The organism is Haloarcula nitratireducens (assembly GCF_019599505.1).
Genome location: NZ_RKLT01000004.1, coordinates 341,699 through 354,641, shown reverse-complemented (window position 1 = coordinate 354,641; position 12,943 = coordinate 341,699). Strand labels below are relative to the sequence as shown.

Below are 12,943 nucleotides of genomic sequence, written 5' to 3'. Positions count from 1 at the left end.
GATCGCTACCGCTCTCTACGTTCGTTTCCCGTGGAAGACACACCGCTCCGCAGTCCATTGTTCTCCAGTTGAAACGAAGGGGTTCGACGGCCGTCGAATCGCGGTGAAAAATCGCCGTGGCCTGCTGTTGTGCGACCCCGTATAAATCGCTTTCGAGTCGTCAGTCCGTCCGGAACGCTCGGTCCCCGGCGTCGCCCAGTCCGGGGACGATGAAGCCGTCCTCGTCGAGTTCGTCGTCGATGGCGACGGTCAGGAGGTCCACGTCCGGGAACGCCTCGGAGACGCGGACGATGCCCGGCGGCGCGGCGACGGCCGAGAGGACGATGAACTGCTCGGGGTCCGGCGATTCCTCGGTGATGTGCTCGACGACCTTCGTCATCGTCGATCCGGTCGCCAGCATCGGGTCGGCGACGATGACCGTGTCCTCGGGCCGGATCTCCGGGAGCTTCACGTAGTCGACGGAGATGGGGAACTCGCCGTCGTCGTTCATCCCCGCCGACTCGTCCCTGCTCGCCGAGATGACGCCCTGTCTGGCGCGCGGGAACGCCTTCAGCAGGCCCTCGACGAACGGCGTCGCCGCCCGCAGGACGTTGACGATGACCACGTCGTCGAGGCCCTTCACCCGCTCGCCCATCGTCGTCGTCATCGGCGTCTGAATCTCGACGTACTCGGTCTCGAGACGGCCGTCGGTTATCTCGTAGCCGCAGATGCGCCCGAGCCGGACCAGTCCCTTCCGGAAGGCGACCTGTTCCGTCTCGACGTCCCGTAGCTTCGAGAGTTCGTCCTTCGCGAGCGCGTGCGTGACGAGCGAGGCGTCGCCCCGCCGTTCTATTGTCATAGGCGAGGGGTCGGCACGCACCGATTAAACTGTGACGAAGGGAGGGTCAGCCTCGAAGCGAGACGGACGGAGCCGCGTTCAGGCGGGTTCGGGGCTACTGGTGGTCTCGGACACCGGTTCGCGGCGGCGTCGGTTCTCGACCAGCAGCGCGAGGAACAGCGCCAGGCCGACGGCCCGGAGCGCGACGTCGACGACGAGCGTCACCTCGCCGGCCCCCCCGAAGCCGACGAACCCGAGCACGTCGAAGGTGCCCGAGACGGCGAGCCCGGGGGCCATGAGCAGGAGCGAACTGAGCGCGAAGGCGGCCCGCTGCCCGCGCGAGACCGGCGCTTCGACGTACCCGATGACCGTCGCCGCCAGCGCCACGACGCCGATGAACACGCCGGCGACGGGGACGAACACCTCGAAGATGGCGAATCCGGGGTCGGCGAAGTCCGCGAGTTGGACGACCCGGTACTGCTCGCCGAGCGGCAGCTCGGCGGCGTTCTCCTTTTGCGTCAGGAGGACGATACCGGGCGAGAGGATGAACGCGAACGGGACGATGGCCTTGTTCAGCGACAGCGAGAACGCCTCGATGCCCGTCTGGAAGGCGTCCGACTTGGCCACCCCCGACGCCGCGTAGGCGGCCACCGCCACCGGCGGCGTGATGTCGGCGATGACCCCGAAGTAGAGGATGAACAGGTGCGCGGCCAGTTCCGGCACGCCGAACTGGACCAGCGCGGGCGCGAGCAGGGAGACGAGGATGATGTAGGTGACCGTCGTCGGCATCCCCATCCCGAGGATGATGGAGGCGACGGCGGTCACGAGCAGGAGCAGGACCAGGGACCCGCCGGCGACGGCCCGGATGAGCGCCACCAGGTTCGGGCCGAGCCCGGAGACGCTGATGACGCCGGGGATGATACCGGCGGCGGCGACGGCGATGACGACCGGGACGGCGGTTCGCGCGCCGCTCTCCATGGACTTCCCGAAGAAGACGCCGAGGCGGTAGAGCCCGTTTCGCGCCAGTTCCGATTCGCCGATGGCGTCGGCCGTCGTCTGGGCGGCGTCGTCGACGGCGCTGTCGAAGTTCAGGATGGGCGAGTCGAGGTACGGCCGCGTGGCGAGGGTGATGACGCCGGCGAGGATGGCGATGCCGCCCAGTCCGCCGACGGTGGCCGCGAAGGCCGCCCCTACCGACTGCCCGCCGGTCCCACCGCCGGCCAGCGCGCCGAGAACGTTCGCGCCGGTGAGCAGTTGGGCGAGGAACCGCCCGACGAACAGCGCGGCGAAGATGGCCCCGAGACGGCCCCGCGTCTCGTCGCTGTAGGCCGCGACGAGCGCGACGAGCGCGCCGATGGCGATGAGCGTGAACCACGCCGACCGCGCGACCGAGAGGCGCACGATGATGAGGTAGTACAGCAAGAGCCCGATGGGGACGAGATAGAACCACCCGGTCTTGAGGTGGGTGGGGATGTGGACCAGTTCTGAGGGGTCGAGACCGCCGATGCGCTCCTTGGTCGCCTCGAAGTGGACCATCACCCAGACGCCGAAGAAGAAGACGATGGCCGGGATGGTGGCGGCGATGATCACGTCGCGGAACGGCGTCGCCGTGTACTGGACGATGAGGAACGCGGCCGCGCCCATCACCGGCGGGAGAATCTGCCCGCCCGAGGACGCAGAGGCCTCGACGCCGCCGGCGAACTCCGGCCGGTAGCCCGAGCGCTTCATCAGCGGAATCGTGAACGCGCCGGTCGTCACCGTGTTGGCGATGGAGGACCCGGAGATGGTCCCCATGAAGCCGCTGGCGAGGATAGACGCCTTCGCCGGGCCGCCGCGGCGGGTCCCCGTCGCACCGTACGCGAGGTCGATGAACCACTGGCCGGCCCCGGACATCTCTAAGAACGCGCCGAAGAGGATGAAGATGTAGATGAACTGCACGGAGACGGTGACCGGAATCCCGAACACGCCGTTCTCGGTGTTGTACCAGAGGTTCTGGACGATGGAGTCCCATCCCAGCGGCGGGATAGAGAGGACGCCGACGTAGGCGGCCCCCTGCGGGATGAGATAGCCGTAGCGGGCGTAGACGACGAACGCGGCGACGATGACCATCAGGTAGAGGCTGATGGACCGCCGGGTCGCCTCTAGGACGAGCAACACGCCGACGACGCCCAGGACGAACGCGTAGGACGTGTTCGCGAGCGGCCCGAGCAGCCCCGCGACGGGTTCGAGGAACGTGAAGACCTCCTGAATCGGCCGCCCGGCCTCCAACCCGAGCGCACGCATCCGCTGGATCTCCTGAAAGTCGGTGATGAAGTACGCCGCCGACAGTATCGAGACGACTATCAACACCGCGTCGAGCGGCGTTATCCGTTCTAAGTCCCTGTCGACGAACAGCCACGCGAGCGCGCCGCCGACGGTCCGCGTGCTCTCCGTGACCGGGTGGTCCGCGCCGAGTTTCTCGTCCAACCAGTCCGCCAGCAGGATACAGCGCCGCGAAACCGGGCCGTCACCGGTGCTCGAAGGGTACAGCAGGAACGCGAGCACCAGACCGAAGGCGACGTGGACGGCGTTTATCTGGAGCAGTTGGAGCGACGCGAACTGGACCTCGCCGACGGCCGGAACGTCGATCGAGAGGACGAACCCCTTCGCCGCCAGCCACATCTGGAACAGCGAGAAGGAGATGCCGACGATCGCGACCACCACGGCCGCCCACCCCTGTAACGCCCGCTTTCGCTCTATCTCCTGGAGGACCTCGTCTACCTCCTCGTCGGAGACGGTGTCTTCGGTACCCTGCGCCGTCGAGTCGTCGGTGTTGGAACTCATGGGTCGAGTAGGTGTATCGCGGCCGCGAGTCCGGAGCGCTGCGTGACGTGGACGTCGACCGAGCGCTCGTCAGTCAGTGCGACTAGATCGTAGGTCCGGTTCCCGACGTGCAGCCGGTGGTCGGCGACGCTGCCGGGCGCGACGGTGAGTCGGGTGAGCGCGCCGGGCGGGTCGTAGACGAAGGTGCCGTTCTCGCGAGTGACGTTCGCGCCGCTCGGCAGTCCCCAGCCGTAGGATTCGAACTCCATGCGCGTCATCACGAGCCGGTCGCCGTCGACGGTGTAACCGTCGTAGACGCGCGTCTTCTCGACGCTGTGGGTGTATTCGAGCGCGACGGTCGTCCCGTTCTCGACCGGCGCCGTCAGATACGTTTCGCCGGTCTGTGCGTCTTCGACGACCAGCACCCGCTGTGCCGGCACTGCCGACGCGGTGCCGAGTGCCAACACCGCGAGGAGCGCGGCGGCGACGGCGAATTTCCGACTCATAGCGTGAGCGTCGTGTTCGGGAAACGGCGGTCGGTGGGCGATGCGGTCACCACGGTTTCGTTCAGGCGTCGAAGTACGCCGCCGCGCCCGGATGGAGTTCGATGGACATCCCGTCCTGCGCGGAGTCCTTGGTGATGAAGTCCGTCTTGATGGTGAGCTGGTCCGTGTTGTCGAAGATGGCCGCCGTGACCGTCTCGACGGTCGATTCCGACTGTTCGGAGTTCGTGGCGATCATCGCTTGGACCGCCACCGTCTGCACGTCGTTCTCGACGCCGGTGTAGGTCCCGCCGGGGATCGTGTCGTCGGAGAACCACGACGCCGCGTCCTTGACCGCCTGGCGGTTCTGGCCCTCGATGGGGACGAGGACGAGGTCGTTCGTGTTCGCTAAGTCCTCGATCGCACCGACCGGCCACCCGCCGACGACGAACGCCGCGTCGATGTCGCCGTTTCGCAACTGGTCGGCCGCCTGCGAGAACGAGGCGTTCTGCTCGTTGTAGTCGGAGATGCCGACGGCCTCCAGAATCTGGAGGGCGTTGACCTGCGTCCCCGAGCCGAGGTCGCCCGTGTTGATGGTCGCGCCCGAGAGGTCCGAGATCTGGGTGATGTCGGTGCTGCCCAGCGTGACGATGGTGATGGTCTCGGGGTACAGCGTCGCGACCCCCATCAGGTTCTCGACGGCGTTGCCCTTGAACGCGTCAATGCCGGTGCCGTTCTTCGCGAAGGACGCCACGTCGTTCTGGATGAGCGCGAAGTCGGCGTCCCCGCTCGCGAGGTTGCCCACGTTCTCGACGCTGGCCCCGGTCGACTGGACGTTCAGGCTGAAGTCCGTGTTGTCCTCGACGATCGTCTTGAACTCGTTCGAGAGCGGGAAGTACGTCCCACCGGTCCCGCCCGCGTGCCACGAGAGGCGAGTGTCGGTCGAGCCGCCACCGCCGTCGCCGCCCTCGGTTCCGGTACCGCCGTCGCCGCCGTCACCGGTCGTCTCGGTGGCGGCCCCGCCGTCGCCACCGTCGCCGCCGTCGCCACCGTCTCCGCCGTCGCCACCACAGCCGGCGAGGGCGGCGACGCCCGTGACGCCGGCCGCGCGGATGAACTGTCGTCTGCTCTGTCGTCGTCTGCTCTCTTCGTTCGACATGTCTCCGTGAGAGTACCGAGGAAAACGACTTAAAGCTATGGTCAGATCGACCGCGAGACCCGACGCTAAGGCGAGGTTTCGTTTCATATCTTCGGCCGGAAATTTAGCCGCTGCGACTGGGGTCACAGTACCCCCGTCTCGTCGCGTTCGGTTCGACTCCCTTCGCGTCGACGGTGCTTCCGCCGAGGACACGGGTAGCGAGGCCGGGCGGACGGGAAGCGGCGAGAAATCTAACAGTTCGGGGACGTCACCGATGTCGGCCGGTGTGACCCCGATTCAGGCCGTCTGCTCGATGCCCAGTTCCTCCAGCAGCGTCTGGGCGGCCGCCGCCGACGACTCGGGACCGCGGGCGGTCACGAGGTCGCCGTCGACGGTGACGCTCGCGTCGGCGTCGAGTTCGGCGTCCCAGTTCGCGCCGGCCGCCTTCGCCTCGTCTTCGACCCAGTAGGGGAGTTTCCGGCCGTCCGGCATCCGGCCGTCGTCGTCGACGATCCCCTCCTCCCACTCGTTCGGGAACCCGGTGACCGACCGGTCCGCCGCGAGGAAGCCGCCGTCGCTGTCGCGCGTGAAGCCGAGCAGGCCCGCGGCGTGACAGACGACGAGCGCTTTTCCGTCCTCGCCCTCGACGGCGTCCCGGAGGAGCCGCCGGGCGTCGCTGTCCTGGTTGATGTCCCACTCGGTGCCGTGACCGCCGGGGAAGACGACGACGTCGTAGTCGGCCGCCTCGGTCCGAGCGACCGGCGTCGGATCGTTGAGTCGCTCGTCGCTCTCGTGGACCTCCTTGACGTGTTCGGCCGTCTCCTCGCCGACCTCGTCGGGGTCGACCGACCGCTCGTCGACCTCCGGCGGATCGCCCGTAGGCGTCGCCACGGTGACGTCGACGCCCGCGTCGCTAAGCGTGGTCAGCGGTTCGATACATTCCTCGCCCCAGTAGCCGTGCTCGCTGACGACGAACAGTGCGGATGTCATCGCCTCCGAGTACGTGCGCGAGCGGGATAAGTGGCGGGCGAGTGTGCAGCGGCGGGCGCGAGGGGGAAACGTTATTCGCTCCGAGCGACAACTGTGGGACAGTACGGTAACAGGCCGTCCCCACGAATCGTTTTACAATGGCAGATATCGAAGAGAGCGTTTCCGGATTCAAGACACAGGGCGGATGGGTCGACGTCGTCGAACACGGCGAGCGCATCACGCAGGCGCTGAAAGACCTCCTCGTAGCGGAGGAGACGGCGGGCGACGTGGACGAAGACGCGCTGGCGGAGTTCGACGAGTGGCGGCCCAAGAGCCACGAGCGACTGGACGAGGACGTCAACGAGAAGACCGCGGAACAGGCGAGCGTCGACGAGGGGAAAGGAGAGCAAGCGGGGAAGAACCCCGACGAGGACCTCCAGACGGCCGGCGAGAAGCTCTCGGAGTCCTACGAGAGCTTAGACGAACCCGACGCGGCCATCGACAAGTGGGGCGAGTCGGTCGACTACGTCGCCCGCGCGGCCGACTCCGCCGGTCGGAAGGCCCTCCGAAAGGTCGAGGACGCCGTCTACCGCAACGTCATGACACAGATCGCCCCGTACTACTTCGACAACGAACTCGTCAGCGCGAACCTCCGGCGCATCAACGGCGAGGACCGCCCCGAGTACGTCTTCGAGGTCAACGTCAACGACGACGACCTGAAGATGCGCGTCTCGAACCGACTGGCCGATTTCGATCAGTCCGTCGACCGCTGGCACGTCGACACCGAGAAAGCGACCGGCCACGTCGAAGCGGCGGAGGGCGTCGAGGCGACGGAACCGGGGGAGGAGACCGATGCGAAGACGAACTGAGGCGGCGTTTATGCCGCCGATAGCGTCTTCCAGCATCGCCGACGCCAAAACGAACTAAGCTCGCCGCCGTGCGGGCGGTGTCGCCCGCGAAGGTCGACTCCCGTCCCTCGTTTCGAACAGCGAACACGCGACTCGGTACTCCGCCGGCGAGCGCTAAGAAACGAACTGTAGCGGCTTCCGTGCCATATGTCCGCATACCCCTTCGTTTCGGGTGGAGATAGCGGCTACTGCGAGCGGTAGGCTCATTGCGCGGTAGGGCAAACGCCGGGGTAGATGGTACGATGGTAGCGACGAGCGTGTTGGTGACGCTGGTGATCGCGTCGGCGGCCAGCCTGTTCATGGCGTGGACCATCGGTGCCGGCTCCTCCGGGTCGACGCCGTTCGCTCCCGCGGTCGGGGCGAACGCGATCTCGGTGATGCGGGCGGGCTTTTTCGTCGGCATCCTCGGACTGGCCGGCGCGGTGTTACAGGGCGCGAACGTCACGGAGACCGTCGGGAGCGGGCTCATCGTCTTTCCCGACGGGCAGGGGCTGACCGCGGTCGCGGCCATCGTCGCGTTGCTGACGGCGGCGGCGCTCGTCGCGGTCGGCATCTTCACCGGCTACCCGATCGCGACCGCCTTCACCGTCACCGGCGCCGTCGTCGGCGTCGGGTTGGCGATCGGCGGCGCGCCCGCGACCGACAAGTACGTCGAAATCCTCGCGCTGTGGACGGCGACGCCCTTCTTCGGCGGCGGGATGGCCTTCGGGACGGCGTGGCTGTTGCGCCACGAGAACACCGCCGAAGAGCGCATCGTCCCGCTGCTGGGCGGCCTCGTCGGGGCCATCCTCGCCAACATCGAGTTCGTCTTTCTCGCGCCGGGCAACGAACAGGCGTCCGTCGCCCGCGCGGTGGCTCGCTCGGCCGGAACGCCCGAACTGCCGACGATGGCCGCCGTCACGTTGCTGGCCGTCCTTCTCGGTGTCGGTCTCCTCTATCGCGATATGCACAACGACCCCGCGGCCGGCCAGCGGCACTTCTTACTGGTGCTCGGTGGACTGGTCGCGTTCTCGGCCGGCGGGAGCCAGGTCGGACTCGCGCTGGGGCCGCTCGTCCCGCTACTGGACACCGACCTCACCTCGGGCATCCCCATCACCGGCGTCCTCTTATTCGGCGGCGTCGGCCTGCTCGTCGGGTCGTGGACCGGCGCGCCGCGGATGATCAAGGCGCTGGCACAGGACTACTCCTCGCTCGGCCCCCGGCGCTCGATCGCCGCGCTCATCCCGAGTTTCATCATCGCCCAGGCCGCCGTCTTCTTCGGCATCCCCGTCTCGTTCAACGAGATCATCGTCTCGGCGATCGTCGGGTCGGGCGCGGCCGCCGGCGGCGGCGAAGTGAGCCGCGAGAAGATGGGCAAGACGGTGCTGGCGTGGCTCGGCTCGCTGTTGCTCGCCTTCGCCGTGAGTTACGGCGCGTTCCTCGCCGTCGACGCGCTCCTGTGAGCTACTCCGGTTGGGCTTCCTCGGCGTCGGTCTCGGCGGCCTCCTCGTCGTCCGGGTCCAACCTGACGACGCGGGCCTTCATGATGCGCGTGTTCTCGACCTGTTCGACGCGTATCTCGACGCCGTCGTAGGTGATGGTCTCGCCCTCCTCGACGAGGCGACCCGCGCGGTTGAAGATGAAGCCCGCGATGGTCTCGAACTCCTCGCCCTCGGGGAGTTCTAACTCCAGCGCCTCGTTGACCTCCTCGATGTTGACCTCGCCTTTGACCGTCACCGTGTCGTCGTCGACGTACTCGATGGGCTCGTCCTCCTCGCCTTCGAGGATCTCGCCGACGATCTCCTCGGTGAGGTCCTCCATCGTCACCAGCCCCTCCGTGGTCCCGAACTCGTCGATGACGATGACCATGTGCATGCGCTCTTTGCGCATCTCGGTCAGCAGGTCGTCGACGTTCTTCGACTCGGGGACGTGCAGCGTCGGTTCGATGAGGTCCTCCAGGACGATGTCCTCGGGGATGGCCTCGCCGTAGTTGAGGTCCCGAACCAGGTCGCGGATGTGGACGACGCCGATGACATTGTCCAGGCTCCCCTCGTAGACCGGCAGTCGCGCGTGCCCGCTCTGGATGCAGGTTTCGAGCGCCTCGCGCACGGAATCGCTCTTGGCCACGGCGGTCATGTCCAGCCGCGGCGTCATGACCTCCTTGGCGATGGTGTCGTTGAACCGCAGCGTGCGCTGGAGCATCTCCCGCTCTTCCTCGTCTAAGACGCCCTCGCGTTCGCCCGTCTCGATGATGTCCTGGATCTCCTCGCGGGTGACGTACGAGGTCTCGATGGCCGAGCGACCGCCGGTTATCTTGTTGACGACGCGAGTCAGGTAGTCGAACAGTAAGATGAGCGGGAGCAGCGCCTTCTCGGCGAACTTCAGCGGCCGAGCGATGCGAAGCGCCCACGACTCCGTGTTCTCGACCGCGTAGCTCTTGGGGGCGCTCTCGCCGAACAGGAGGACGATGGCGGTGATGCCGAACGTCGCGACCGCGACGGCCTGGCCCTGCGTGAGGTACATCGCGAGCAGTCCGGTCGCGATCGAGGACATCGCGATGTTGACCATGTTGTTCCCGACGAGGATGGTGACCAGCAGGCGGTGCGGGTCGGACTTGAGCTGTTTGAGCGTCTTCGACCCGGGAACGCCGTCCTCGACCAGCGCGTCCGTCCGGTGGGCTGGTAGGGAGAACATCGCGATCTCCGAGGAGGAGAAGAAGGCCGACAGCACGATGAGGAGAACTATCGAGACGATGCCACCGACCAACACGGCACTCTGCGGAATTGCGACGCCTACGACCTCGTAGGTCTGGAGCATCGCGGCGGACAGCGCGGACGACACAGGTGGGTCTAGGGCCATCGGACAGTCGAAGTTGTCATTCCCGGGGATTAAGGCTTGTTATGACCCCGCCGAAGCCCTTACCCGGCTCTCCCGCGTACCAGCGGCCGTATGAGCGATCCCGCCATCACACTCTACCGGTTGCAGGCGTGTCCGTTCTGTGAGCGCGTCGTCCGGAAACTGCGAGAACACGAACTGGCGTACCGCTCGCGGTTCATCGAGCCGATGCACTCGGAGCGAGACGTGGTCAAGCGGCTCTCCGGGAAGCGGACCGTCCCCGCCATCGTCGACGAGAACACGGGCGTCACGATGAGCGAGAGCGCCAACATCGTCGAGTATCTCGACCGGACGTACGGTGAGGGAGCCGAGGGCGAAGAGCGGGAGGTGGCCTGAATGGACCTCGACTTCGACGTCGTCGAGTTGGAGTCGGCCGACCACCCCGAAGAAGGCGAGACGGCCCCCGACTTCACGCGACCGCTGGTCAACGAGGAGTTCTGGGAGGACGTCGCGCTCTCCGAGGTCTGTGCCGACGGCGACGGTCCCGTCGTCCTCGTCTTTCACGCGATGGACGGCGCGTTCCCGGCGACGTACGTCTGGAACGAGATCCGCGACCGCGACTGGCACGAGGACGCGACGGTCGTCGGCCTCTCCATCTCGACGCCGTACGCCCACGAGGACCTCCTCGAAGCGCGCGACATCGAGGGCGACTACCGGCTCTACTCGGACCCCGCGAACGGCGTCGCCGAGCAGTACGGCATCGCCATGGACCTGGACGGGATGGGAGGCGTTGCGGAGCCGCGACCCGCCGTCTTCGTCCTCGACGAGGAACGCACCGTCGAGTACGCGTGGGTCGCCGAGGAGTGGCCCGACTTCCCCGACTACGACGCCGTCGAAGCCCAGCTATGAGCGAGGGAGCGCGCGAGGCGGACGTCGAGACCGCCGCCGAGGCGCTCCGCGAGGGCGAACTCGTCGTCTATCCGACCGAGACGGTGTACGGGTTGGCGGCCGACGCGACCGACACCCACGCGGTCGAAGCCGTCTTCGCCGCGAAGGGGCGCTCGCGGGAGAAGCCCGTCTCGCTCGCGGTGCCGGACGTGGATAGCGCGCTCGAGTACGTCGCCCCGACCGACCGCGAGGAGCGGTTCATGCGCGAGTTCCTGCCCGGCCCCGTCACCGTCGTCACCGAGCGACGCGACGGCGTGCCGGACGCGCTGACCGGCGGCGAACCGCGGGTCGGCGTCAGAGTGCCGGACCACCCCGTCGCGCTCGCGCTCCTCGATGCGGTCGCGCCGCTGACGGCGACGAGCGCGAACGTCTCCGGCAACCCCAGCGCGACCGCCGTCGCGGAACTGGACGAGATCCGCGAGCGAGCGGCGGTCGTGCTCGACGGCGGCGAGACCGGCGGCATGGGCTCGACCGTCGTCGACGTGCGAGCGGGGACGATACACCGGCGGGGCGCGAACGCCGACGCCGTCGAGGCGTGGCTGGCGGACGACTGAGCGGGGCCAGCGTGCGTCGCTGGCTCACAGCAGCGACCGCAGCGACCGCGTTCTGACGCCGCAGTTCTCCCGGTAATCGCAGGGGCCGCACTTCGCGTCGTTGTCCACGCGAGACGGCGGGCCGTCGACGCTGTCCGCGGTTCGAACCGCCCGGCGGTAGACGCCGGTTCGCCGGACCGTCAGGTCGACCTCGCGGACGACGCCGTGAGCGGGATACTCCGCGTACGCGCGCTCGACCGACCGCTCGCTCTCCCACGAGAGCGCCTTCGCGGCCGCGACCAGCCGGACGCTCTGTGGCTCCCAGACGCCCTGCTCGGGCGGTGCACCGGCGAAGACGAGAGCGGGGGCGGGGCCGTCCGCGGACGCGACGATCTTGTGGGCGATGCCGCGGGCGTCCTTCCCCGAGAGGAACACGTCTCGGGCCGTCGGGTCGGCGAGCGCGTCCCAGTCGTCGAGTCGGTCCCGGGCCGCCCGCAGTCGCTCGCGGACGGTGGTCGGGTCGGCCTCGATGGGCGCGGTCAGCAGCGTCGCGTCGTCGGTCAGCAGGCGCTCGTAGTCGAAGGCCAGTTCCCGGATGCGACCGACCTCGTCGGGCACGTCCGGCGGCCCCTCGCGCCGACGGTAGTAGAGCTTTCGCGGGCAGTAGGCCGCGGTTTCCAACTCGCGGAAGGTGTGCTCGGCCATAGCTCTCGCTGGCTCCGTCTTCGGGTATAAACCTTCAGCGCGAGTCGCGGCGGGCGAAAAGCGGGTCCGGCGGCGTCACATCGAGACGTCGGCGTCGGAGTCCAGCGAGTCGATGTCCTCGGTGGCCTCGTCCAGGCCGTCCTGCCGGAGCGACTCGGTCATGCGCGTCGAGAGGCCGGCGTCGGTCAGCACGTCCTCGAACTCGCTCTGGAAGCGGTGGCTGACCTGCCGGGCGGCGGCCTGCGCCTCCACGACGCGCCGGTAGTTGGCCACCTCGGCCTCGCTCACGTCGAAGGCGGCGACGAGTTCGTCGTCGGTCGGGTCGTCCTCCGCGATGCGGCGGCGGAACGCCGTCACGTCGAAGTCGGCGTCCGTATCCGAGTCGCGGAAGAGGTGCAGGTCCAGACGCGCGTCCGTCACCGTCGCGCCCGCGACGCCGAGTCCGTCGGCGATAGCGTCGTCCTCGCGGCCCTCGTAGAACCCGCGAACCACCGTCACCAGCGCGTCGTCGTCGAGGTCGGTCCGAAACTCGTAGCGCTCGCGCATCCGCGAGACCACGTCGGCGAGCCGGTCGTCTAACTCCGCCTCGTCGACGTCGGCCAACGTCCCGTGGGTGGCCTCCTGTGACTCAGTCACCGTCCCCTCCTCGGAGACGTCCATGAAGATGTCACGGAGTTCCTCTGTCTTCTCGTCCATCGGACCGAAATCTTCCGTCCGCGGCGTATATAGTTGTTGGGTAGGCGACGGAAAACTGTCGAAAACACACAACGGTTGCTAGATTGTCGGAGACGGCGGTGCTCCGTGACAATCTTCAAGTGGGCGCGCGC

General features: G+C 67.7%; 13 protein-coding genes. 5 read left to right on the top strand and 8 right to left on the bottom strand.

What is annotated here, in order from left to right; translation table 11 throughout:
* Positions 1-160 precede the first annotated feature (160 nt).
* The 5 genes from upp to EGH23_RS14135 all read right to left on the bottom strand — a co-directional run bounded on the left by upp (position 161) and on the right by EGH23_RS14135 (position 6,229).
* Positions 161-838, bottom strand: a complete 678-nt coding sequence (gene upp / locus EGH23_RS14155) for a uracil phosphoribosyltransferase (protein ID WP_220580627.1) — start codon at positions 836-838, stop codon at positions 161-163.
* Between the two features lie 78 nt (positions 839-916).
* Positions 917-3,640 (bottom strand): TRAP transporter permease, encoded by a 2,724-nt coding sequence (locus tag EGH23_RS14150; protein WP_220580626.1) that lies wholly within the window; start codon positions 3,638-3,640, stop codon positions 917-919.
* The gene (locus tag EGH23_RS14145) at positions 3,637-4,125 is read right to left on the bottom strand and encodes a DUF1850 domain-containing protein (RefSeq protein ID WP_220580625.1); all 489 of its coding nucleotides are present in this window, start codon (positions 4,123-4,125) and stop codon (positions 3,637-3,639) included. The genes EGH23_RS14150 and EGH23_RS14145 overlap by 4 nt, the downstream gene beginning before the upstream one ends.
* 61 nt (positions 4,126-4,186) lie before the next feature.
* A complete protein-coding gene (locus tag EGH23_RS14140; protein WP_220580624.1) occupies positions 4,187-5,260 on the bottom strand; it encodes a TAXI family TRAP transporter solute-binding subunit in 1,074 nt (357 codons plus the stop codon).
* A 276-nt stretch (positions 5,261-5,536) separates the two neighbouring features.
* Positions 5,537-6,229, bottom strand: coding sequence for a type 1 glutamine amidotransferase domain-containing protein (locus EGH23_RS14135; protein WP_220580623.1), 693 nt, complete (start codon positions 6,227-6,229; stop codon positions 5,537-5,539).
* A gap of 137 nt (positions 6,230-6,366) precedes the next feature.
* On the opposite strand from EGH23_RS14135, the gene EGH23_RS14130 reads away from it, so the two are divergent.
* Both EGH23_RS14130 and EGH23_RS14125 read left to right on the top strand, forming a co-directional pair.
* Entirely contained in the window at positions 6,367-7,077 is a 711-nt protein-coding gene (locus EGH23_RS14130; protein ID WP_220580622.1) for a DUF5828 family protein, read from the top strand.
* Positions 7,078-7,358: 281 nt separating this feature from the next.
* Positions 7,359-8,558 carry an inorganic phosphate transporter gene (locus EGH23_RS14125; RefSeq protein WP_220580621.1) on the top strand — a complete coding sequence of 400 codons (1,200 nt, stop codon included), beginning with the start codon at positions 7,359-7,361 and terminating at the stop codon, positions 8,556-8,558.
* Between the two features lies 1 nt (position 8,559).
* Here the strand turns inward: EGH23_RS14125 and EGH23_RS14120 are convergent, their stop codons facing one another.
* On the bottom strand, positions 8,560-9,954 hold the full coding sequence (locus EGH23_RS14120) for a hemolysin family protein (protein ID WP_220580620.1): 1,395 nt from the start codon (positions 9,952-9,954) through the stop codon (positions 8,560-8,562).
* Between the two features lie 90 nt (positions 9,955-10,044).
* Here EGH23_RS14120 and EGH23_RS14115 point away from each other — a divergent pair, with 90 nt between their 5' ends.
* The 3 genes from EGH23_RS14115 to EGH23_RS14105 are packed head-to-tail and all read left to right on the top strand — an operon-like array spanning position 10,045 to position 11,432.
* Positions 10,045-10,326: a glutathione S-transferase N-terminal domain-containing protein gene (locus EGH23_RS14115; protein WP_220580619.1), complete on the top strand. Its 282-nt coding sequence runs from the start codon at positions 10,045-10,047 to the stop codon at positions 10,324-10,326.
* On the top strand, positions 10,327-10,839 hold the full coding sequence (locus EGH23_RS14110) for a redoxin domain-containing protein (RefSeq protein ID WP_220580618.1): 513 nt from the start codon (positions 10,327-10,329) through the stop codon (positions 10,837-10,839).
* Entirely contained in the window at positions 10,836-11,432 is a 597-nt protein-coding gene (locus tag EGH23_RS14105; RefSeq protein ID WP_220580617.1) for an L-threonylcarbamoyladenylate synthase, read from the top strand. The genes EGH23_RS14110 and EGH23_RS14105 overlap by 4 nt, the downstream gene beginning before the upstream one ends.
* A gap of 24 nt (positions 11,433-11,456) precedes the next feature.
* On the opposite strand, the gene EGH23_RS14100 is transcribed toward EGH23_RS14105, so the two are convergent.
* Both EGH23_RS14100 and EGH23_RS14095 read right to left on the bottom strand, forming a co-directional pair.
* Positions 11,457-12,116 (bottom strand): CRISPR-associated protein Cas4, encoded by a 660-nt coding sequence (locus tag EGH23_RS14100; RefSeq protein WP_220580616.1) that lies wholly within the window; start codon positions 12,114-12,116, stop codon positions 11,457-11,459.
* A 75-nt stretch (positions 12,117-12,191) separates the two neighbouring features.
* Positions 12,192-12,812: a conditioned medium-induced protein 4 gene (locus EGH23_RS14095; RefSeq protein ID WP_220580615.1), complete on the bottom strand. Its 621-nt coding sequence runs from the start codon at positions 12,810-12,812 to the stop codon at positions 12,192-12,194.
* Between the last annotated feature and the right edge of the window lie 131 nt (positions 12,813-12,943).